Here is a 23,583-nt window from a genome sequence, read left to right as displayed (position 1 = left end):
TAAATTCTAGTTTTTCCTGTTATAGAAATTCCAAAATGTGATTGGGCAATAATAAAATAAGGCATTATTGACCTATGAAGGTTTGGTCAATTAATCTATTAGAGTCGTGAATTGACGAAAGGGCATAATGAATTGATAAACCCAAAAATCCATTGATAATCAACATGTTAAATATGTAAGATTTTTCTTCATCCCGTTCTTTGTGCGCCATTAAACTCAATTCGTGTTCGATCAAAACAGAAAAATCCAGAAATAAAAAAACCCTGGAGGCATGCCTCCAGGGTTTTTGATTTTTTGTTTGGAAGTTTATTTTATTAGGTTTATTTCTACCCTTCTATTTTGTTTTCTTCCAATTCTTGTGCTGTTGGAAGCCATTGGTTTTTTTTCACCGTATCCAATCGCATTCAATCTTTCTGAAGATATCCCTTCATTGATTAGAAAGTCTCTTACAGAATTGGCCCTTGCTTCTGAAAGTCGCTGGTTGCTTGCGCTACTTCCTACACTATCGGTATGCCCTTCCACGGTGAATTTGGCATTGGGATATTCGTTAAGTATTTGGATAATATCTACCATCACGGTTACTGACTCTGGTTTTATGGTAGCCTTTCCTGTATCGAATAGAATCGTCTTGGCATAGTCATTCAATTGCTTTTGTATTTCAATTGTAACTTCTGGACATCCATAATTGTCTACAGGGCCAGCAGTATCTGGACACAGATCATCTATATCCACTAATGTGTCCCCATCTTTATCTGGACATCCCTTGTTTTCAATACTGCCCGGATTTTTGGGACAGCGATCATCGACGTCAGCTATACCATCGCCATCAGTATCAGGGCACCCATTAAACTCTTCAAGGCCTGAAATCATAGGGCAGTCATCATCCTTATCCAATACTCCATCCGAATCGGTGTCTTTCCATGGACACCCATTGTTTTCTTTAGGTCCAGCTACTTTAGGACAGTTGTCATCTTTGTCCAAAATTCCATCCGAATCAGTGTCTTTCCATGGACATCCTTTGTTTTCAATGGGCCCTGCAACATCTGGACAGCTATCTTCATCGTTAACTATGCCGTCATTGTCTCTGTCCTTTAACTTTGTTTGATATATCGGAATTTTAAGCCCTGCATATAAATCTGCGGCTTTGGTATTCTTCCCTGTGACAGCAGAAATAATGGACTGGGACCCCAAATATATCGGACCTAGCCTTAAACCTGCACCCCATTGGAAACCTACTCCTTCCAAATGACTTAATGGAGAGTAGATTCCTAACCATGGAAGCTCATATCTTGGAGTTAATGTTACCTGATTCAGAATTCTACCGGTATTGATCTTATTTTTTGATGTCAAAGGAATATCTGCATTCAAGTTTAGGTAGAAGTTTGCGTTCATATTCCAATCCACATTGGCATGAACGGCGGTTGGTAGGGTAATATCACTTGATTTAGTTTCAGATATTAAATCAAAGTTATCTTCGAGACCTTCCTCCAATACATCACCATCAAAATCGTCAATGTTTTGTGTTCTGTTCAAATTATATAATCTATTTACACCATTGGCGTCTTTTATTTTTCCAATGTCCGTTATGGACAGTCCAAGTTTGAATTTATATTTATTAGCGCCTCTATCTACTATGGTTTTTCCTGAGACGTCTGTCTTATTGAACTTTTCAAATTCGGGCCTCCATTCATAAACAAAACCTAAATCTGTACCAAAACCTGCTCCTCCACTAAAATCAAAAAAATTACCTCCGTTACCTGTATCATCTAAATTATCGGTATTCCCATAATTGAGCTGACCTGTTGTTGTTATCTCGCGATTTGCGGCATCATAATCCAATGTTACATCGGTTCCATTAACATATACGTTACCCATACCCTGGATATATTTTAAGCTCAATCCTCCCTTAATAAAGTTCTTGCCATCATTCATCAACACTCTTGCATATGAGATGCCAATCTCTCCCCAAAAATTAAAGGAGCCATTTACATTGCCTTGATCTATAAAAAAATCTTGACTTTCATCAAAACCTCCTTCCTTATCCAAAATTTCACCACTGACATCGTAAAGATTAAAAATCGACCGCACTCGTGTGAAAATTGTTAAGGATTGTTTCTCATTCAAACTTAGCATTACGGAGGGTCCTAAAACATCAATATTCCAAGCTAGGAAATTATCATTGGAAGGGAAGGTAGCAGCATTATCAAAAGCCTCACTAAAATCACCAAAGGCATCGTTTAGGTTGAAGCCTATATAGTTATTACCGAAGAATGCGCTGACTCCAAACAGGTTTATATCAAGCTTAAGTCTAGAATCTGCAATGTTAGCTGGATTGGAAATTACTCCATGCATTCCACTGTAATTATCTGTAAGAAGACCTCCATACGATTGAGCTCTTGCGGAACATACGGCCGCAAGCAGTAAAAAGCCAAGCAATGTGTTTTTTGAAAACATGTTCATGGGGTTGAGACCAAAAAGATTTTTGGACAGGGTTATAAATAAGGTTAATTATCGATTACAAAGAGAAGGCAAATGGTCTTTCGATAATTCTACCAATGAACAAATGGCTATTTTGGATTGACGAATGCCTTATTTGGTCCCATAGAGATACCTTTCAGCATTCATGTAAATGACAAAAATGGAATGGAATTAAGATGAGTAAACCCTAATTATTGTTACATCACAAGTGAGGTGATTGAGATTAATTAAAAACAAGCTCATCCAAAAAGATAAAGCTGTTTCCGCCTGGCACAGCATGCCAATCTGGATTTTTAAGAGGGCTTTCAACCAGAAGACGCACCTTTTTTAAGGCTATGGGGTCAAAATCAATATTGTAAGCTTTTCGCTCTATGATGACCGATGGTTGTTGAATACCTAGTTTTACTGTTTTAAGTTTGCTGAAAGTACTACCATCGGTGGAGCCCCAGACCGTATACCCAACAGGAAAAAATATCCAATTATTAGGGATTGAAAGGCTTCCAATTGAAATATTGGAAACCACGGTTTGTTCCTTAAATTCAATAGTCGCGGTCATATGTTGCGCTTCAAAACCAACCCAGTTTCCATCTACAAAATTTGTTGTGCCGCGTTTGAGATCCATAAGTGTTTTTCCCCCTTTTGCCTGATATTTTGGATGTGGTGATCTAGCTAAGGACACGTTGCTAATTTGAGCCTGGCTTTTCAGGAAATCGATAGAAGCAGGTTCGCTTGGCTCCCAACCATCCAAGCTGGTATATGCCTTTAATGTTGTAGTTTCATTTAGGTAAAATGGTTCGGTGTACTCCCTAGGTACAGTATCATTTTTAGCATTTTCTGAAACATAATATACTTTTGCTCCTTCAAAAAATTGTTCTATGGCCACCTCAACCGAATCCGTGAAAATTTCATGTGCGGCCAATATGGTTGGAGGGGCTAAGGTACTTGCGGCAAAAACGCTATCTGCAATCTGGCCTTGAACCGTTACTCCATTACTTTGGTCCTCAAAAGCCAAAATACCGTCCTTGGTCATTTTGGTTCTCCATGTAAAGACGGTTTTCAGATTGGGAAAATTCTCCAATATCTTCAGTGCCGAATCATCGAGTTCAGTACCATAAAGGTTTACAGATTCCAAATAATCAAACTTCGCTAACTGCTTAATGGTTTCATTACTTATATCAGTGTGTTGTAATTGAAGTTTGGTGAGGTTCTTAAATGGCCTTAACTGCTTTACGAGTTCATCATTAAAGTTGGTATAACCCAGATTCAGACCAACTATATTTTCTCTGTGTTCTTTCAATAACTCAAAGTCAGCCTCAGAAATGTCCTTTCGTTTCTTAAAATTTACCGAAATCAAAGGCATATCTTCTGCAGCAAGTTGTGCCGACATTCTGTTTTGAGCCAGGGAAGTAATAAATTCCAATGGAACCTCATCAACTTGTTCTGCAATCAAAGCCCTTGTAGAAGTATCTTTTTCCAAAGAAGCCAGAATGCCATCCAATTTTGCATCTCGAGGCAAATCTTTGGTGACACAGTCGAAACAATTCTGATTCTGAATCCACCATTCCATCAATTGCATTTCGTCTGAAGTCAACTGAACTTTCCCTTTTGGAGGCATGTGATCATCATCTTCCAGCGGAAGTTCAAGGTGATACATGAAACGGGTTTTTTGTTCAACACTTAAAGAATCAAACAGTGAACCTGACTCACCTCCTGCAAGTAACTCTTTTTCTGAAGTGAGGAGCAAATCTCCCTTGGATTTCCCTTGATTGTGACAACTAACGCACTTTCTCTGCAGAACGGGCTGTATAATGTCTGCATAAACCATCGCCTTGTCAACATCTTCAATTACCGGATCTTCATATTCCTCGTGAAACAGAAAGTCTTCTCCATGGGTAAGACTACCCCCATAATGCCCTGTCAAGGTCAACAACACCAAAACCACAATAAAAACAGGGAAATATGCTCGTTGCGCTATATTCTTAGGCGATTTTTTTAGAAAGAAGAGCAACAAGCTTCCCACTGCAAAAGCAACAGCAATCCATCTATGATTGAACAGGAGAGCTTCGTCATATCCTCCCCCATCACCTAAAAACCAACCAGACACTATAGAAAACACAGAACTCAAAGCTCCTATGCCTAAAGCAAACAATATGGTTCCATTGTCCTTGGGAGCAGGTTTTTTCCTGTAATAAAGCTCCATTAAGAAAGCTAAAACCAAAATACCAATAGGTAAATGGACAAATAAGGGATGTAAGTTGCCTAATTGCATGCTTCGTTTTTCGGTTATTCAATCAAAATTTCATCTACAAAAGTCCAAGGCATGGTTCCCTTACCTGGGTGCCACTCCGGAATTCCATTCAACGCAGAAATGGTTATTGTGATTTGGTCATATACTCCTTTTTCTATCGGAACTTCTGTGAAACCCATTTTTTTGCTCTCACCATTTTCCGAAGGCTCAAGTTTTAACTTGCCTATAGATTTGCCGGATGTTGTTACCTCAATTGCATCTGGAAGAAAAATCCATGAGCCATGATCTTGTAGCAATCCCACCAACACTTTTTCCATTGGTTCTGAATCTGAAAAATCAAGATTTATTATAGTTTCGGCAGTCTGAAATCCTAACCACCTAGCTTCGTTTCTGAAATTCACCCCTCCTTTTCGTCCATCAATAAGGGTATTAGGTCCACTTGCCTTATAATTTTCATGTGCTTCAGGCTGCACTGCAATAGAGGCTCCTGAAATATCTTTTTTCATCTGAATGATGGTTCCCTCCACTACTTCGCTAGTTTTAAAGTCAGGATGAAAGGCTTTTACTTTTAGATGTGTTGTTGTTGAAACCACTATTGGAGCAGTGTAGATTGGCGAATCTGAAGTCACCTCGCTGTTATCCAATGTATATCTGATGTTGGCCTCATTGCTTCCTGTAAATAATTTAAAATGTGCTGTCTTATTAAACAGGAGCGAATCAACTTCTATCCGTGGTGGGGCCAATTGTACTGCTTCAGCTTTTAAAAAGTTTGCTTTTTTTGATTCGCAGGCTGTTATCGATATTAAAAAAGAACCAATCACAACATAGTTGAGGATATGTAACCTCCGAAAATTCAATCCAAACCGCCCTATCATACCCTATATAATTTTATTGGATATGTGTTCCAGGAATTCCATTGTGCCACATAGATATTATCATCTTCATCTATACACACATCATGAGGGTGTCTGAATATTTTTAATGCCTGGTGCATATGATTCAAATTTCCATTCTCGTATGTGGGCGCACTTCCGCCTGGCGCGGAAATGAGTTTATTGTTTTCGTCTAGAATGGAGATAAATCCGGTTCCTTCAGAACCATCTCCAGACCAAATAGTTGCCAAATACACATTCTTGTCATGAATTACAGGCCTGCAGATATATGCTCCTGGCAAGTCGATAGTTTCCAGATATTCTCCAGCCATGGAAAAGCGTTTTAGCTTATTCTGCTGTCTTGCGGTAATCAATAAAGTGGGATTGGATGCATCACGATTATCAATACAGATACCATGAGCATTGTTGAACAGGTGATCTTCATCTCCTGGACCTCCAAAAACATTTTTGACTTTACCTTTTGCATCATAATGGGTAATATACTGAGCTCCATATCCATCTGCCACATAAACATCGCCATTATCTGCTATAGCCGTTTCCGTTGGAATATATTCCTCTTTCTTCTGATACTTTCCTGTTTCTATTGGAAAAGGAAACACTTGTATCACCTTTCCATCTAAAGTGGTTTTTATGACCTCGTGACGATTGTTATCGCTGATATATAAAAACTCAGTCCCATTTTCATCATGAAGTGTAAGACCATGGGCTCCTGGGTAATCTGTCCCCCATGAATCCAATAATTTTCCGGACTTATCATAAATTAAGACATTGTTTTGGGTATGATTGGTAAGTAAAATTATCCGGCCCTTGGCATCCTGGGCCATTTCGTGACAATCTTGCACCGGGTAACGCTCACTATTGAGTTTTCCCCAATCCATATCGACCTTGTATTTGTAGTCGCCATGTCCTATTATAGCATCTTTCATAAATCTTGGAGAAAATGATATGTTACCAATAGAAGCCAAACCAATACCTGCCAAACTACTTTTCTCAATGAACTTCCTACGCTTCATTATGCCAAAATATCTTTTACGATATGACCCTCAACATCGGTTAATCTGAATCGTCGTCCCTGGTATTTATAGGTAAGTCTTTCGTGATCGATTCCGAGCAAGTGCAATAGCGTTGCCTGGAAATCGTGGACGTGAACAGGGTTTTCGGTAATGTTATATCCAAAATCATCGGTCTCACCATAAACAATTCCCGGTTTTATACCTCCACCGGCCAACCACATCGAAAAACATCTTGGATGATGGTCTCTTCCGTAACTTTCTTCGGTCAAAATACCTTGTGAATAATTGGTTCTACCAAATTCACCTCCCCAAATCACCAGAGTATCTTCTAACATTCCCCGTTGTTTAAGGTCCGCCACCAATGCTGCAGATGCTTGGTCCGTATCTTTTGCCTGCTTTTCAATAGCACCCGGTAAATTATCGTGTTGATCCCAACCCATATGATATAGTTGGATAAAGCGTACATCTTGCTCTGCCAATCTTCTGGCCAAAAGACAATTCGCTGCATAGGTGCCTGGTATTTTCGCCTCTGCCCCATACATTTTGTAAATGTAGTCAGGTTCGTTTTCCGTATTCATTACCTCTGGAACGGAAGTCTGCATCCGATAGGCCATTTCATATTGAGCTATTCTACTTTGAATTTCATCATCTCCAAATTCTTGATATTGCTTTTCGTTAAGCTCGGCAAGATTATCTAGAATACTTCTTTTTGTCTCCTTGGAAATACCTTTGGGATCGTTCAAATAGAGTACAGGGTCTTTTGCTGCCCTAAATTGCACTCCTTGATGTAGTGAATGTAAAAATCCATTACCCCAAAGTCGGGTATATAAAGGTTGACCATTTGGTCTTCCTGTTCCTCGAGAAAGTAAAACTGTAAAAGAGGGCAAGTTTTCATTTTCACTACCCAAGCCATAACTGAGCCATGACCCAATACTTGGTCGACCAGGTTGCTGCGAACCTGTTTGAAAAAATGTAACGGCCGGGTCGTGATTAATGGCTTCAGTGAACATCGATTTTACAATACAAAGGTCATCCACCATTTTGGCTGTGTATGGCAATAAATCACTTATCCATGTTCCGTTCTTTCCATATTGCTTAAACCCAAAATTAGATCCTACTAATGGAAAACTATCCTGCCCAGAGGTCATTCCCGTTAATCTCTGTCCATTTCGGATAGATTCTGGAAGGTCTTCCCCCCTTCTTTCGTTAAGCAATGGTTTATAGTCAAACAATTCGAGCTGAGAAGGACCACCACTCTGGAAAAGGTAAATTACCCGTTTTATTTTGGCAGGGTGGTGCGGGGAATGTAAGATTCCTTTGATTCCCATTGGGTTATTTGCCTTTGCCAGTAATTCCCCATCTTTTCGATAAAAATTACACCCTAACAGTGTCCCCAAAGCGGCACCTCCAATTCCAAGCGCAGATTTTCCTAAAAACGCACGCCTGTTCAAGTTAAGGGCATTGTCGGCTAATATTTTCTTTTCTCCCATGTTATCCTCTTGATATGGTTTCGTCCAAATTTAAAATGGTATGTGCAGTTAAAGCCAAAGCCGCCAATTGATCGGCCGGAAGATTTTCAGTATTTTCAAACTCCCCGATAGAAAGATATTCATCCGGTATTACTTCACCTGTTTTAATTCTTTCCAGGGATGATTGATATAGTTCATTTAAAATTGTCAACTCTTCTTCTTTTGGTTTTCTAGAAGTAGCACTCTGGAAAATAAAACTGATTTGATCAGTTAAATCTTGATCCGTGGCTCCCAATGTTTTAATGGCCAATGCCCTAGCTGCCTCTATTAGTTGAGGGTCGTTCAATAGCACCAAAGCCTGAAGTGGAGTATTGGTCTCTTGCCGTTTTACCGTGCATAAATCTCTTGAGGACGCATCAAAAGTCATCATACTTGGTGGAGGCACCGTTCTTTTCCAAAAGGTGTAAAGACTCTTTCGATACAGGTCTTTTCCGGAGCTCTGCACATAGGTTGCCGTACTTCCACCTCCACCTCCGGTGGTTTCCTCCCAAATTCCTTCTGGTTGGTATGGTTTTACGCTTGGCCCACCTACCTCAGCATTTAAAAGGCCGCTTATTTTTAACGCTTGATCACGAATCATTTCAGCGCTTAGTCTTAAACGGGGAGCCCGAGCCAAATAGGTGTTCTCTGGGTCTTTCTCGTTCATTTCCGCAGAAATCTCCGTGCTTTGCTGATAGGTAGCTGACAACGCCATATATTTCATCATCTGCTTAATATTCCAACCTTCCGTTCTAAATTTTACTGCTAAATAGTCCAATAACTCTGGATGGGAAGGTAATGCTCCTTGGTTTCCAAAATCATAAGAACTTTCCACCAAACCTTTTCCGAACATACGTTGCCAGATACGGTTGATGGCCACCCGAGATGTTAGCGGATTCTTCTCATCAAAAAGCCATTTTGAAAGTCCCAATCTGTTTCGAGGAAGTTCTTCCGGGAATGGCATAATATCTTCTGGTGTTCCCGGAAAAACTTGATCAGTTGGTTGGTCGTATACTCCTCTATTCAAAACAAAAGTCTCTCTTGGGTTGGGCATGTCTTGCATGACCATAATCTCAAGTTTAGGTTCTGAAACATTAGTCATGTTGATAAAATCCAACACCCCTTCTGCATCTTGTTTGGTGACAGCCATGTAAGGTTTCGGGATGACCTGAGCATTGGCCATTAGGCCATCCTCATCCAAATTGTTGAAAAACCCGAACAACTGGAAGTGGTCTTTTTGACTCACCGGGTCATATTTATGATCATGACAACGGGCACATTCCAAGGTCATTCCTAAAAATGCTGTACCGAAGGTATTTGTGCGATCTTCTACATATTCAATGCGATATTCTTCAGGAATGATTCCTCCTTCTGCGGTAATTTTATGGTTACGGTTAAAGCCTGTAGCCAATATTGATTCTTTCGTAGCATTGGGTAACATATCTCCCGCGAGTTGATAGGTCACAAATTCATCATAACCCATATTCTTATCAAAGGCATGAATGACCCAATCACGCCAAGGCCACATCGTACGTTCAAAATCATCTTGATAACCATGGGTATCGGCATATCTCGCCACCTCCATCCAATCGGCAGCCATATTCTCGGCATAAGCCTTGGTGTTCAGTAAAGAATCAATGATTTTCTCATATGCGTTCTCAGAATTGTCATTTACAAAGGCATTTACTTGCTCCACTGCAGGAGGGAGACCCGTAATACTAAAAAAAGCTCTTCTGATCAAATATTCTTTATCTGCCTTTTTTGAAGGTGTAAATCCTTTAAGTTTTAACATTTCCAGAACGAACTTGTCAATTTCATTTTCGCTCCAATCATCGGATTCAAGCTCAGGTATTTTAGATTCGACCGGCGGTACAAATGCCCAATGTTTTTTGAAAACAGCTCCTTGATCCACCCATTTCTTCAACAATGCTTTTTCATATTCTGACAAAGTGAGGTTGGATTCCGGCGGAGGCATCACCATATTGGGATCTTCTTCAAAAATACGTTTGATCACTTCACTCTTTTCAGAATCCCCAGGAACGATACCATATCTGTCTTTATTTTCACCCAGAGCTATATAGGCATCCTCGGCTTTATTTAATGAAAGGCCCGCTTCTATCGCATTTTTATCTGGCCCATGACATGCAAAACATCTATCGGAGAGGATGGGCTTGATATGAAAAGAAAAGTCGACACTGTCTGGTAGCTGCCCGGGCGAGCCAGCATCGGAAACGGAAACATATTTCCCTTTCTCATTTTGACAACCAATTATCGTTGCTATAAAAACAAATAGCAGAGCAACATAGGAGATTTTTTTTCTTGATATTGGATCAGCTGACATGCCAAGATAGATTACGTAATATTTGAAACTAAAACTACCCAGATATTCTCTAATCCGGTAAAATTTTTCGACCAATAACAGGGCTGCAAAGACTAATGTGGAAATTGACAACAATAAGCAAATGCGTTATCAAGCCACACGGACCACTAGTCCGTTTTAACTAGTTCCCTCGTTTAAAATTCGGCTTTTAGCTTCATTTAAGTAGCTTCTTCCGATAATATATCGAATCCCATCAATTTCAAGACTATTGCCCTCGATGGCCTCAACTTTATCTATGGCAATGGTATAAGATCTGTGAATTCGTATAAACTTATCGGATGGCAATTCATCCGTAAAGCTTCCAAGCGTCCTATGAATAATATATTTTGCTGAAGTGGTCTTTATGCGAATATAATCTTTGAGACTTTCAACGACCACAATCTCATCAATGAAAATCTTTTGCAACTTCTTTTTGTCCACCTTTACGAAGATACTTGGGTGCTCGTTGGATGAACCGCCAGATTTTATGGTTTCTTGCTTTAGGCCAATGATTCGATTTACTGCTTTAAGAAAGCGAGGAAATGGAATTGGTTTCACCAAGTAATCGATAGCCTCTAATTCAAAACTCTTCAGTGCATATTCTTCATGCGCCGTCGTGATTACAACCATTGGAACCACCTGAAGGGATTTCAAGAATTCCATTCCATCCAAAATGGGCATATTAATATCTAAAAAAATGATATCTACTTTGTTTTCCTGCAAAAAGGATGAGGCGTCAATAGCATTTGAAAACGTTTGAACAAGCTGAAGCTGATTTACTTGTTCCACATAGTTTTTCAGCACATTTATCGCCAAAGGTTCGTCATCCACAATAATTACTCGTAACTCCATTACACTTTTAGTTTTAAATCCACATGGAACATATTATCTTTTTCAAAAATAGAAAGCTCGTAATCTTTGGGGTCGTAACCCAATTCCAATCTTTTTTTAACATTGGAAAGACCTATTCCTCCACCTCGACTTTCTGCTTTGCTTTTACTGTCTTTTTTAGGAATTGTATTTGAGACTTTGAAATACAGAAAATCATCCGTTACATAGACATCCACCGAAATATGCATGTCTCCAATATTTTTGCTAGCACCGTGTTTAAAGCAGTTTTCAATCAAAGGAACCAATAGCATCGGCGCTATGACTTTGTTGTCCATGTCACCGGAAACACCAACATCTATTTGAAGTGTATCATTAAAACGTATACGTTCCAGGTCGATATAATTTTGAATGCAATCAATCTCACTTCGCAGGTCTTGCCTGCGCTGTCTAGTTGCATATAGCAAATATCGCATCATCTCTGAAAGCTTTAGAATAACCTCTGGTGCTTTTTTGGATTTTTCCAGTGTAAGTGAATAAATGTTATTCAGTGTATTGAAGAAAAAATGAGGGGATACTTGAGACCTCAGAAACTTCAGTTCCGTCAGTAATTGCCTCTTTTCAAGGTCGTGCAATTTACTATTCTCCCTTAACCAATCCACCGTCACTTTAATCGCGGTCGCAAAAGCTACCACATAAAGCTCTCCAATCATCGTAGTAATTGCATAGTTAAACGTAATGCTGTCGGTCACCCCGGAGCCTTCTGGCATTACATTGGTGCTGACTAAAAAGTAGGTGAGATTAAATTTCACCAAAAGCATAATAAAAAGTGATGCAACCATTAAAGCAGTATAGGTCACGTATTTCCTTGTGTATACAAACTTGGGCATCAAAAAATAAATGTTGAAATATGCCAGGGTAATATGAATGGGGAAACCAATAAGATTGGTTTTTAATGAAAGCCCAAAATCGTCGTGTACGCTTCCCCACCGTATGGTATTAATAGTGAGATATATAAGCCAGAAGACGATATGGTGCTTATACGTAATGCGGTATTGTCGGGGTGTTTCGGCGTTTAAAAGCCCATCCAACTTGTCGTTTATATACATAGAATTCCGAGTATTTTTTTGTGCGGTTTTTCTGTTGTTTAGCCTTTAGGGCTTGTTATTGGTCTAAATTTATTCTTCTACGGGATAAAATTATAAATATTTAGAAATACAAAGTTTAACACCGTATTTACGGTAGAACTAGAACCTAACTATTGCCTTACTAATTCAATCGCATCAGACGCTTTTTGTGGAAAAGTATAAAAAATACCAATACTGAGAGCCAATGAATAAACACTTTTATATTGTTGTGTTGTTGGTAGTATTTTTATGCTCATCCTGCCAACAACAGAACAAACCTAGTACTTCTGAAAAACTAACATCTTTCGTAGATCCCTTTATTGGAACCGGAGGACATGGACATACCTTCCCTGGGCCGACTGCCCCTTTTGGGATGGTACAACCCAGTCCGGACAATGGGACTGCAGGATGGGATTGGTGTTCAGGATACCATATAACAGATTCGATAATCTCCGGTTTTGGACAACTTCATTTAAGCGGAACGGGTATTGGGGACCTAGCCGATATTTTACTTATGCCAACAAATGACTCCGTAGATGTGTCATTATTTGGAACAAACAAAGACAGTCTTCCTTACACCTCCAATTTCTCACATGCCACGGAGATTGCATCGCCAGGATATTATAAAGTCCACTTGGACGACCCGAACATTAAGGTTGAATTGACCGCCAATTCATATGTAGCGTTTCACAAATACACCTATGAAGCTGAAGGCAATCCTTCATTTATTTTGGATTTGGGTTACGCAGTTAATTGGGACAAGCCTACTGAAAGCTCAATTCATTTGGAAAGTGAAACCTTGCTTACCGGTCATCGTTATAGCACGGGGTGGGCTAAAAATCAAAAAGTATTCTTTGCTATCGAATCTTCTGAACCAATCATCAAAACAACATTTGGATCGGAAGAAGATATTATTGACGAATCTGATAGCGTATCAGCGATAAAAACAGGGGGACAATTCTTTTTTAACCCGGGGAAAGAAAAGGTAGTTGAACTTAAAATAGCGGTTTCATCAGTAAGTATTACAAATGCCAAACAAAACTTGAAACAGCATGGGTCAACAACTTCTTTTGACACCATAAAAAATAGCTCAGCCCAACAGTGGGAAGAATTATTGTCCAAAATAAAAGTTGAAACGTCACAAGATTCTTTAAAAACAATTTTTTACACAGCATTATACCATACGCAGATTGCTCCTGTCCTTTTTAGTGATACAAATGGAGAGTTCAGATTGCAGAATGACAGTATCGCCAAAGCCGATGGTTGGGAAGCCTACTCCACCCTATCCCTATGGGATACTTTCAGGGCGGAAAATCCTTTATTGAATATCCTCCAACCAGAAAAAGTCAATAGTATAATCCAATCCATGTTGACCTATTACGAAGAGCAGGGTCGACTTCCTGTCTGGACCCTTTATGCCAATGAGACCAACACCATGACTGGAAACCATGGAGTTTCGATGATTGCTGAAGCGTTTTTAAAGGGAATTAGAAATTATGATATCGACAAGGCCTATGAAGCGGTCAAAAAAACCATGATGGATGATATCCGTGGATTGAAGCCTTATAAAGAGTTTGGATTTATCCCATACACCGAGTTGGATGAGTCCGTCACAATCAGTCTTGAGTTTGCTTACAATGATTGGTGTATTGCTCAAATGGCAAAAGTATTGGGTAAAGATGAGGATTATGCCTATTTCATAAAGCGGTCAGAAGCATTTAAACATTTGTTCAATACGGAGACTGGATTTATGAGAGGTAGGTCCAAGGATAAAGAAAGTTGGAGAGAGCCTTTTGATCCAAAATATTCCAATCACAGATTGCATACCGATTACACCGAGGGAAATGCTTGGCAGCATAGCTGGTTTGTGCTTCATGACGTTGCTGGCTTTATTGAATTGCATGGCGGAAATGAGCCTTTCACCGAAAAATTGGAACAACTTTTTACAGAAAGTTCTGAAATCTCAGGAGACAATGTTTCCGCGGATATTTCGGGACTCATTGGACAATATGCACACGGTAATGAACCTAGCCACCACATTGCTTATCTATTTAATCGAGCAAAAAAGCCATGGAGAACCCAACATTGGGTAAGAGAGATTTTAAATACCCAATATAATGCCCAGCCAGATGGCTTGAGTGGCAACGAAGATTGCGGACAAATGTCTGCTTGGTATGTATTCAGTTCCTTGGGATTCTATCCCATGAATCCTGCTTCGGGTCAATACGAGTTGGGAAGCCCACTTTTCACCAAGGCAACTATTACCATATCCGAGAATAAGAATTTTACCGTTCTCGCAGAAAATACCTCATCAATCAACAAATACATTCAATCAGTTAAACTAAATGGAAAGTCATTGCAGCGTACATATATCACCCATGATGAAATCTTGGCTGGCGGTACGTTGGAATTTGAAATGGGTGCAAACCCTAATAAAAATTGGGGCCTTTAGCTAGGGCCTGTACGAGCATATGGATGTAATAGACATTTCAATAATAGCGGTCTATATCTTGTTGACCCTTTTTATCGGCATTTGGGTTTCGAAAAAGGCATCAAAAGATCTAGACTCCTATTTTTTGGGCGGAAAGAATATCAAATGGTACTTTTTGGGCTTAAGCAATGGGTCCGGGCAGTATGATGTTTCGGGAACTGCCTGGATGGTAGGCATGCTATTTCTATATGGCACAAAGAGCTTTATGCACATGTGGACATGGCCTATTTTCAACCAAGTTTTTGTAATGATGTTTTTGGCCGTTTGGATTCGACGTTCAAATATCATGACAGGTTCCGAATGGATTTTGACCCGTTTTGGAGACGATAGGGCAGGTCGAGCCTCCCATATTATTATTGCTATTTTCGCTGTAGCATCAGCCCTTGCCTTTATTTCTTATTTCTTTGAAGGTGCCGGAAAATTTTTAGCTGTTATTCTACCTTGGGATATCCCCTTGGAAATTGGTGAATCGGTCATTTTCACCTCTGAGCAATCATATGCGCTTATCATCATATTCCTTACAACCGTTTACACGGTAAAAGGAGGAATGTTCTCTGTAGTGGCAACCGAAGTATTGCAATACATTATCATGGTAATCGGTGGAATTCTTATTGCTGGATACACATTTTTTGCTATCTCAGATGTTGAAATCAATATGGTAATTTCGGAAGAATGGCGAAACATCTTTTTTAGCACTGAGTTAGGTCCACATTGGAGCAGTAAATATCAAGCATTCAATGATTTGATAGATACACAAGGCTATAAAATGTTCGGAGCGTTTATTGGCATGTCACTTTTCAAAGGTTTCTTTGCCAGTATAGCTGGCCCAGTACCAAGCTATGATTTTCAGCGGATTTTATCCACAAGAACTGTTAAAGAAGCCGCTTATATGAGTGGGTTTACCAACTTGGTGCTTTACATTCCAAGATACCTTTTAATTACTGGCATTGTGGTAATCGCCTTGGTAGTTTTAGCTCCTGAAATGGCATCCACCGCTGGATTCTCCAATGACCACCTTGAAGTTATTTTACCCAAAATTATCAATAATCATATTCCAATTGGGATAAAAGGATTGTTGTTGGCTGGTTTGCTCGCGGCATTTATGTCCACATTCTCAGCTTTCGTAAATTCTGCGCCAGCATATATCGTCAATGATATTTACAAAAAGTATTTCAAGCCTAAGGCCACAAACAAACACTATATAAAAGCGAGTTATATTGCCTCTTTTTCCGTAGTTGCCCTTGGTGTGATTATGGGATTCTTTGCAGAATCAATCAATTCATTGACACTTTGGATCAGCACCTCACTTTATGGCGGCTATATCGCAGCCAATCTTTTAAAGTGGATATGGTGGCGGTTTAACGGATGGGGATATTTTTGGGGCATGTTGGCCGGTTTGGTAGTCGCAACCTTGCAGTTTTTCCTTGATCATAATAAGGACCATTTTATGGAAGACACATGGTACTATGATATGGCACACATGCCGGCATTCTATCTCTTCCCGTTGATATTTGGATTTTCACTCTTAGGCTCCTTTTTAGGAACGTACCTTACACAACCCACCAATAAGGAAGTACTGAAATCATTTTATAAAAATGTAAATCCATGGGGCTGGTGGAAACCGGTGTCCGATGAGATCAAAAAAGAAGATGCTTCTTTTGAGAAGAACAATGATTTTTGGTGGGATATGATGAACTGCGCCATTGGAATCGTTTGGCAATCCAGCATGATTTTATTGCCCATTTATTTTGTCATTAGAGATTATCCAAAAGCTATTTTAACATTGGTGATCTTTTTAATAACTTCTTTAATTTTAAAGTACACTTGGTTGAACAAGGTTCAAAAAATACCGAATTAAGTCACAACCAAAGTCTATAGACTATGAGCAATCAAGTTTCAACAAAAACAAATGAGATTCCGTGGCAGGAAAAACCAGCTAACATATCAGATGTTGTTTGGAGGTATTCCGAAAATCCAATTATCCAAAGAGATGCCATTCCAAGTTCCAATAGTGTGTTCAACAGCGCCGTTGTACCCTTTGAAGATGGTTATGCCGGAGTTTTTAGATGCGACAACAAGGCAGTGCAAATGAACATTTTTGCCGGTTTTAGTGAAGATGGAATCAACTGGGACATTGAACATGAACCTATTGTCTTTGGTACTGGGAATACCGAAATGATAGACTCCGATTACAAATATGACCCTCGCGTTACATTTATAGAAGACCGATATTGGATCACTTGGTGCAACGGATACCACGGGCCAACCATTGGTATTGGATATACTTTCGATTTCAAGGAGTTTTTTCAATGTGAAAATGCTTTTTTACCCTTCAATCGAAATGGAGTACTCTTCCCTGAGAAAGTCAATGGCAAATATGCCATGTTGAGCAGGCCCAGTGATAACGGACATACCCCTTTTGGTGATATTTATATCAGTTACAGTCCAGATATGAAATATTGGGGCGAGCATCGTTGTGTAATGAAAGCCTCACCCTTTGAAGACAGTGCATGGCAGTGCGCAAAGATCGGTGCCGGTTCCGTTCCCATTTTGGTAGATGAAGGATGGCTCATGATTTACCATGGTGTAATTAATACTTGTAATGGATTTAGATATTCTATGGGTGCAGCCATTTTAGACAAGAACAATCCAGATCAGGTAAAGTATAGAACACAGCCCTATCTACTGTCTCCCCAAACTTCATATGAATGTATGGGAGATGTGCCCAATGTGGTGTTCCCATGCGCCACTTTGCATTCCACTGAAGAAGATAAAATAGCCATCTATTATGGCGCTGCCGATACCGTGGTCGGATTAGCTTTCGGACATATTTCCGAAATTGTAAAATTTACAAAAGAAAACAGTTTATAAAATGTATGATGGATAATGTTGGGAAACATAAAAAATTAATAAGCCTAGTACTTTTTTTGGTTTATGTAGGCTGTATAGTATTGTGCGCCCAAGAAAAGCCAAGAACTTATGTGGCGTATAAGGCCATGGATTCCATATTGATTGATGGAAAAGCGGATGAATCTTCATGGACAAAAGCACCTTGGTCCGATTTGTTTATCGACATCGAAGGAATCAAAAAACCAACGTATGACACCAGAATGAAAATGCTCTGGGACGAAAACAATGTGTACTTCTTTGCTCAATTGGAAGAACCTCATGTGTGGGGCGATATTATTGAACATGATGCTGTGATTTTTCATAATAATGATTTGGAAATTTTTCTTGACCCAGAAGCAGATGTACATGGTTATTACGAATTGGAGTGGAATGTTCTAAATACAGTTTGGGACCAATATATAACCGCTCCGTATAGAGCGGGCAACGAAACCATTAACGGATGGGAAGCCTTAGGGCTTCAATCTGCAATATCGGTGCAAGGCACTTTGAACGACCCTTCTGATATTGATAAGGGTTGGTCTATTGAAATTGTCATTCCACTAAGAGATTTACGAACGGGGTACTATCAGAACAATGTGCCTCAAAATCAATTTTGGAGAGTAGGCTTTTCCAGGGTTAATTGGGATTTTGATATTACCAATGGAAAATATGGACGCAAGAAAGACCCAAAAACTGGCGAATTCTTACATGAAAACAATTGGGTTTGGTCTCCCCAGTATGTAATCAATATGCATGAGCCAGAAAAGTGGGGTTATGTCTATTTTTCAGAAAATATAGTTGGAACCAAGTCTGTCAATTTTGAGATTCCCAAGGATGAACACATCAAATGGTATTTGTATGAATTATACCGGGATTTAATTTCTGAAAATAAACAAGAAACAAGATGGGAGAAAGCAGAAAATGCCTTCCATGGTCCTTCAAAACAGCTTTTTGGGGAAAACATAGTCCCAGTACTGGAAAGGTATACCAAAGGTTTTATCCTCTCAGCAAAAAGTCCATTTACCCAAAAACTCTTGACCGTAACCAAAGAAGGCAAGTTTGAAACCTATGAAGATTAGTTTCTTAAACATTTTCATTTACCAATACGTATTGAAATCAATTTGATAAAACTATAGAGGAACGATTAAAAATGAAGTTGGATTTCGCATATATAGGTTTATTGATTTTGGTTTTTGGTTGTTCTACCCACGCTCCAAAAGAAGCCACGTCTGAAAACCTTACAAGCTTTGTTAATCCATTCATTGGAACGGATGGCCCCGGAAACACCTATCCTGGAGCCACTACCCCATTCGGAATGGTACAATTGAGTCCTGACATTGGCATTCCTGGTTGGGACCGAATTGCAGGGTACTACTATCAAGATTCCATTATATCGGGGTTTTCCCATACCCATCTAACTGGCACTGGGGCTGGTGATCTCTATGACATTTTGGTCATGCCTACCAATAGCAGATTCTCTGATAGCATTCCAGAGAATAATTACAAACCGTATTCAAAATTTAATCACCAAAAGGAAGGTGCGTCTCCCGGTTATTATTGGGTAGATCTGTTGGATTATGGTATTAAAGCAGAATTAACCGCCACTAGCAGAGTTGGAATCCACAGATACACGTTTCCAGAAGATGAGGACACCCAAATCCATGTCGATTTAGGATATTCTCTCAACTGGGATAAACCAACGGACACTTTCATCAATGTGGTTAATGATTCTACCATACAAGGACATCGAATGTCAACTGGTTGGGCCAGAAACCAACGTCTATTTTTTGAGATGCGATTTTCAAAACCATTTAAAACTTATGAAATAAGCCATGATAATGAAGGTAAACCTTCAAAAATCATTTTGAATTATGCTACTAAAGAGGGAGAACAGATTCAAATAAAGACAGGCTTGTCTTCAGTAAGCTCAGAAGCTGCGGGAAAAGCCATTCGAGTTGAAGCCCAGGAAGGTTTTGACGCCATCAAGACAAAAGCGCAGGAAGCATGGGAAAAAGAGCTTAAAAAAATAAGCATTGTATCCGAGGATTCTGATAAAAAGGCCATTTTTTATACGATGCTATATCAGTCCATGTTAGCCCCAACTTTATACAGTGATAGCAATGGTGAATATAAGGCTGCCAATGATGCCAATGGAAAGCTCAAGGACGGAACGGATTCAATTGCAAAAGCTGATGACTTCAATAGATATGACACCTTTTCGTTATGGGATACCTTCAGGGCAGCCCACCCATTGTATACATTGATTCAGCCCGAAAAAGTACCCGACATGATTAAATCGTTGTTGGCCCATTACACTGAAACGAGTGTTCTACCTGTTTGGTCTATGCAAGGAAGTGAGACAAACATGATGATCGGCTACCATGCTGTTCCGGTAATTGTAGACGCTTATTTTAAAGGATTTGACTTTGACGCAGAACTGGCATACAAAGCTTGTATACAAAGTGCTATGGTTGATGAGCGTCAGATAGATGTTTACAAAGAAAGAGGGTACATTCCTGTTGATGAAGGCCACGAAAATTGGTCCGTTTCCAAAACCATGGAATACGCCTATGATGATTGGTGCATTGCTATGTTTGCTAAAGATTTAGGTAAGCAAGAAGATTATGAATACTTTTTGAAGCGTTCCGAAAATTGGAAAAACCTATATAACGGTAAGAGGTCATGGTTGCAGCCCAAAGATCCCGATGGTAATTTCATTGAACCATTTATTCCCAAGGAATATTCTCCCTATTTCTGTGAAAGCAATGCATGGCATTACTATTGGTACGTTCCACAAGACATTGCAGGACTTATTGAAAAAACAGGTGGAGAAGAACGTTTTGAACAGAAACTGGATTCCATGTTCAGTTATGCGCCAAGCCCAGAGGACAAATTGCCTGTATTTAGCACAGGAATGATTGGTCAATATGCGCATGGTAATGAACCCAGTCATCATGTTGCTTACTTATACAATTATTTAAACCAACCTTCCAAAGCGCAAAAATTGGTTCGGGAGATTTTAGAAAATCAATATAAAAATGAACCTAATGGGCATTGCGGTAATGAAGATTGTGGACAAATGTCATCTTGGTACATTCTTAGTTCGCTGGGATTCTATCCTATAAATCCCGCGCAAGGTGTTTATGATATTGGACTACCATTATTTGAAAAAGCAGAGATAAAAGTTGGAGATAATAAAACATTTACCATACAGAAAAAGGGTAATAGCGAAGATATGTTTGTAGAGTCCGTTGTTCTGAATGGAAAAAAATTGGAAAGAAGCTATATCACCCATAAAGAAATCATCAGCGGTGGAGAATTAATTTTTGTAATGACTCCAGACTCAAAAATCGCAGACAAAAATCGAACAACGTCACCCGAAGTAAATAAAATCTACTAACAATCAGTAAGTCATGGGAACATATTATTTGAGAAAACATTTTTTGTTTTTAACAGCAATTACCGTTTTACTTTCGTGTCAAAAAGCAGAGGATAAAACTGCGGCATTGGAAAAAAACCAGGAAGAAGAGTCCCTACTTCAATATGTAAATCCATTGATGGGCACTGATTCCGACTTCAGCCTATCTAACGGAAATACATATCCAGCCATTGCAACACCTTGGGGTATGAATTTTTGGACACCCATGACCTCAAAAATGGGAGATGGTTGGACCTATAAATATGATGAAAAAACCATTCGTGGAATCAAGCAAACTCATCAGCCCAGTCCGTGGATCAATGATTATGCAGCATTTTCATTAATGGCAGTAACCGGCGACCTAAAGTATAAAGAGGATGCACGTGTTTCGCACTTCTCACACAAGGCGGAGACTGTAAAGCCCGATTATTATGGTGTCTATTTGGCCGATTATGATGTGTTGGCCGAAGTGACCCCTACAGAAAGAGCTGCTCATTTTCGATTCACCTTTCCAGAAACGGACGAAGCTTACATTATGCTCGATGCTTTTTTCAAAGGTTCCATGGTAAAAATTTTACCGGAAGAAAGAAAAATCATCGGCTATTGCAGAAATAACAGCGGAGGTGTTCCTGAAAATTTCCATAACTATTTTGTGGCCGAGTTTGACAAGGATTTTGAACTTACCCATACCTGGGGTGATAATTGGGAATTACAAAAGAACTCTACCGACAACAAAGGAGAACATGTTGGCGCCATTATTGGTTTCAAAACTAAAAGAGGCGAAAAGGTAAATGTGAAAGTCGCCTCCTCTTTTATCAGTCCCGAGCAAGCCCAACTAAACCTCAACCGAGAAATCGGAAGTCAAAGTTTTGAGGAAACTAGCGCAAAGGCCACCGAAGCTTGGGAAAAAGAACTGGGTCGAATTCAGGTCAGCACCAAAAACGTTGATCACTTACGAACTTTTTATTCCTGTTTATATCGTGTGCTGCTTTTCCCAAGAAAATTTTACGAATACAATGCTTCTAATGAAATAGTGCATTACAGCCCATACAATGGCCAGGTCTTGCCGGGCTACATGTTTACTGACAATGGTTTCTGGGACACTTTTAGGGCCGTTTTTCCTTTTTTCAATATGATGTATCCCGAATTGAACGGGCACATTATGGAAGGATTGGTCAACACCTACAATGAATCAGGATGGTTACCCGAATGGGCCAGTCCAGGACATCGCGATTGCATGATTGGTTCCAATTCCGCTCCAATAATTGCTGATGCCCACTTAATGGGAGTTGAAGGATTTGATAAGGACAAGCTCTTAGAAGCCATGCTCAAGAATGCCACTGTACCTGATGGAAGACCGGTGAACAGCGTTGGTAGAGCAGGCTTGGATTATTATAACGAATTGGGATATGTTCCTTATGACGTAGGTATAAATGAAAATGCGGCTAGAACGTTAGAATATGCCTATGCCGACTTCACCATTGCCCAAATGGCTAAATCCCTTGGTGATGATCAACTGGCCGAAACCTACTATAAAAAATCCCTCAATTACAAGAAGTTATTTGACCCAACAACCAATTTAATGCGTGGTAAAAACAAAGATGGGCAATTTCAAACGCCATTTAATCCATTAAAATGGGGTGACGCCTTTACCGAAGGTAATAGTCTACATTACACTTGGTCGGTTTTTCATGATGTACAAGGACTTATCGATTTAATGGGCGGAGACAATGAATTTGTAGGTATGCTTGATGGCGTTTTCAATATGCCTCCAGATTTTGACGATTCTTATTATGGTTTTACCATTCATGAAATCCGGGAAATGCAGATTATGAATATGGGAAATTATGCCCATGGCAACCAACCCATTCAGCATATGATTTACCTGTACAACTATGCCAAACAACCATGGAAAGCCCAAACCAAGGTAAGAGAAGTTTTGACTAAACTCTACACTCCTGCCCCTGATGGTTATTGCGGAGACGAGGATAATGGTCAAACCTCGGCATGGTATGTTTTTAGCTCATTAGGATTCTATCCAGTAGCTCCTGCCACAAACCAATACGTGATAGGGAGTCCCCTATTCGACAAGGCTGTGTTGCATCTTGAAAATGGAAATACTTTCACGATTTCAGCGGAAGGAAATGGAAAAAGAAATCCATTCATCCAAAACGCCAGTTTAAATGGTAATTCGTTCAACAACACTTGGATTTCCACTGAGACCGTGCAAAACGGGGGTAACCTTATGTTTACTTTAGGTTCCGAACCTGACAAAGATTGGGGAGTTTCAGACGCATCTGTTCCATACTCGTTGTCCAAAAATTAAGATTT

14 protein-coding genes are annotated in these 23,583 nt (G+C 39.6%); 6 read left to right on the top strand and 8 right to left on the bottom strand.

Annotated elements, in window-relative coordinates; translation table 11 throughout:
- Positions 1–306: 306 nt before the first annotated feature.
- The 8 genes from ACOKFG_RS05275 to ACOKFG_RS05240 all read right to left on the bottom strand — a co-directional run bounded on the left by ACOKFG_RS05275 (position 307) and on the right by ACOKFG_RS05240 (position 12,436).
- Complete coding sequence (locus ACOKFG_RS05275) at positions 307–2,454, bottom strand: OmpA family protein (protein ID WP_422861981.1); 2,148 nt, start codon at positions 2,452–2,454, stop codon at positions 307–309.
- Between the two features lie 247 nt (positions 2,455–2,701).
- Positions 2,702–4,747: a DUF2231 domain-containing protein gene (locus tag ACOKFG_RS05270; RefSeq protein WP_422861980.1), complete on the bottom strand. Its 2,046-nt coding sequence runs from the start codon at positions 4,745–4,747 to the stop codon at positions 2,702–2,704.
- A 14-nt stretch (positions 4,748–4,761) separates the two neighbouring features.
- Complete coding sequence (locus tag ACOKFG_RS05265; RefSeq protein ID WP_422861979.1) at positions 4,762–5,601, bottom strand: chitobiase/beta-hexosaminidase C-terminal domain-containing protein; 840 nt, start codon at positions 5,599–5,601, stop codon at positions 4,762–4,764.
- Positions 5,598–6,632 carry a 6-bladed beta-propeller gene (locus tag ACOKFG_RS05260; protein ID WP_422861978.1) on the bottom strand — a complete coding sequence of 345 codons (1,035 nt, stop codon included), beginning with the start codon at positions 6,630–6,632 and terminating at the stop codon, positions 5,598–5,600. Before ACOKFG_RS05260 ends, ACOKFG_RS05265 begins: the two co-directional genes overlap by 4 nt.
- Entirely contained in the window at positions 6,632–8,122 is a 1,491-nt protein-coding gene (locus ACOKFG_RS05255; protein WP_422861977.1) for a DUF1501 domain-containing protein, read from the bottom strand. The genes ACOKFG_RS05260 and ACOKFG_RS05255 overlap by 1 nt, the downstream gene beginning before the upstream one ends.
- A 1-nt stretch (position 8,123) precedes the next feature.
- The gene (locus ACOKFG_RS05250; protein WP_422861976.1) at positions 8,124–10,481 is read right to left on the bottom strand and encodes a PSD1 and planctomycete cytochrome C domain-containing protein; all 2,358 of its coding nucleotides are present in this window, start codon (positions 10,479–10,481) and stop codon (positions 8,124–8,126) included.
- A 156-nt stretch (positions 10,482–10,637) separates the two neighbouring features.
- Positions 10,638–11,351 carry a response regulator transcription factor gene (locus tag ACOKFG_RS05245; RefSeq protein WP_298793521.1) on the bottom strand — a complete coding sequence of 238 codons (714 nt, stop codon included), beginning with the start codon at positions 11,349–11,351 and terminating at the stop codon, positions 10,638–10,640.
- Positions 11,351–12,436 carry a sensor histidine kinase gene (locus ACOKFG_RS05240; protein ID WP_422861975.1) on the bottom strand — a complete coding sequence of 362 codons (1,086 nt, stop codon included), beginning with the start codon at positions 12,434–12,436 and terminating at the stop codon, positions 11,351–11,353. The genes ACOKFG_RS05245 and ACOKFG_RS05240 overlap by 1 nt, the downstream gene beginning before the upstream one ends.
- A gap of 223 nt (positions 12,437–12,659) precedes the next feature.
- Between ACOKFG_RS05240 and ACOKFG_RS05235 the strand changes: the two genes are divergently transcribed.
- The 6 genes from ACOKFG_RS05235 to ACOKFG_RS05210 all read left to right on the top strand — a co-directional run bounded on the left by ACOKFG_RS05235 (position 12,660) and on the right by ACOKFG_RS05210 (position 23,578).
- Positions 12,660–14,906, top strand: coding sequence for a GH92 family glycosyl hydrolase (locus ACOKFG_RS05235; protein WP_422861974.1), 2,247 nt, complete (start codon positions 12,660–12,662; stop codon positions 14,904–14,906).
- A 19-nt stretch (positions 14,907–14,925) separates the two neighbouring features.
- On the top strand, positions 14,926–16,803 hold the full coding sequence (locus ACOKFG_RS05230; RefSeq protein ID WP_422861973.1) for a sodium:solute symporter family protein: 1,878 nt from the start codon (positions 14,926–14,928) through the stop codon (positions 16,801–16,803).
- Positions 16,804–16,826: 23 nt separating this feature from the next.
- The gene (locus ACOKFG_RS05225) at positions 16,827–17,816 is read left to right on the top strand and encodes a glycoside hydrolase family 130 protein (RefSeq protein ID WP_299171947.1); all 990 of its coding nucleotides are present in this window, start codon (positions 16,827–16,829) and stop codon (positions 17,814–17,816) included.
- A 5-nt stretch (positions 17,817–17,821) separates the two neighbouring features.
- A complete protein-coding gene (locus tag ACOKFG_RS05220) occupies positions 17,822–18,913 on the top strand; it encodes a carbohydrate-binding family 9-like protein (RefSeq protein WP_298793516.1) in 1,092 nt (363 codons plus the stop codon).
- Positions 18,914–18,984: 71 nt separating this feature from the next.
- Positions 18,985–21,234 carry a GH92 family glycosyl hydrolase gene (locus tag ACOKFG_RS05215; RefSeq protein ID WP_298793515.1) on the top strand — a complete coding sequence of 750 codons (2,250 nt, stop codon included), beginning with the start codon at positions 18,985–18,987 and terminating at the stop codon, positions 21,232–21,234.
- A gap of 13 nt (positions 21,235–21,247) precedes the next feature.
- Positions 21,248–23,578 (top strand): GH92 family glycosyl hydrolase, encoded by a 2,331-nt coding sequence (locus ACOKFG_RS05210; RefSeq protein WP_422861972.1) that lies wholly within the window; start codon positions 21,248–21,250, stop codon positions 23,576–23,578.
- Positions 23,579–23,583: the final 5 nt, after the last annotated feature.

It is taken from the genome of Flagellimonas rhodophyticola (assembly GCF_049332665.1).
In the GTDB taxonomy this organism is placed as follows: domain Bacteria; phylum Bacteroidota; class Bacteroidia; order Flavobacteriales; family Flavobacteriaceae; genus Flagellimonas.
The sequence above is the reverse complement of the archived record's forward strand: the minus strand, read 5'-3'. Positions and strand labels throughout refer to the sequence as shown.